General features: G+C 74.6%; 1 pseudogene. It reads left to right on the forward strand.

What is annotated here, in order from left to right:
• Nucleotides 1-559: pseudogene (locus tag AC1DWF_RS37490) on the forward strand (MMPL family transporter); the annotation flags it as partial.

The raw sequence follows: 559 nt of genomic DNA on the forward strand, positions 1-559 counted from the left end.
GCGCTGATGGTGCTGGCCCGCCCCTCCACCGAGGCGCGCGAGGTCGGCTATCCCCTGCTGCGGCCGGTGGACGAATGGCTCTCGCGCCATGCGCGCTCGGTCGGTATCGCGGCGCTGGTGCTGAGCCTGGCCTGCCTCGGCTCGCTCTACTGGCTGCGCTTCGACACCAACCCGATCAACCTGCGCGACCCCAACGCGGAATCCGTCGCGACCTGGCGCGACCTCGCGCGCGATCCCGATACCGATCCGAACATCCTGGAGGTGCTGGCGCCCGACCTCCCGGCCGCGCAGGCGCTGGCCCGCCGGCTGGCCGCGCTCCCCGAGGTCGCGCGCGCCATGACGCTGGCCGACTTCATCCCGGAGGACCAGGACGCCAAGCTCGCCCTCATCGAGGATGCGGCGATGCTGCTCGGCCCCGCGCTCGCCGCCGAGCCCATGTCGCCGCCCCAGGACGCGGCCGTGGTGGCGGCGCTACGCAAGGCAGCGGCCGACCTCGCACCCCTGCGCGGCGACGGGCCGGTCTATCGCGACACCGCGCGCCTGGCCGGCGCGCTGAGAC

This window comes from Aminobacter sp. P4_D5 (genome assembly GCF_056401815.1).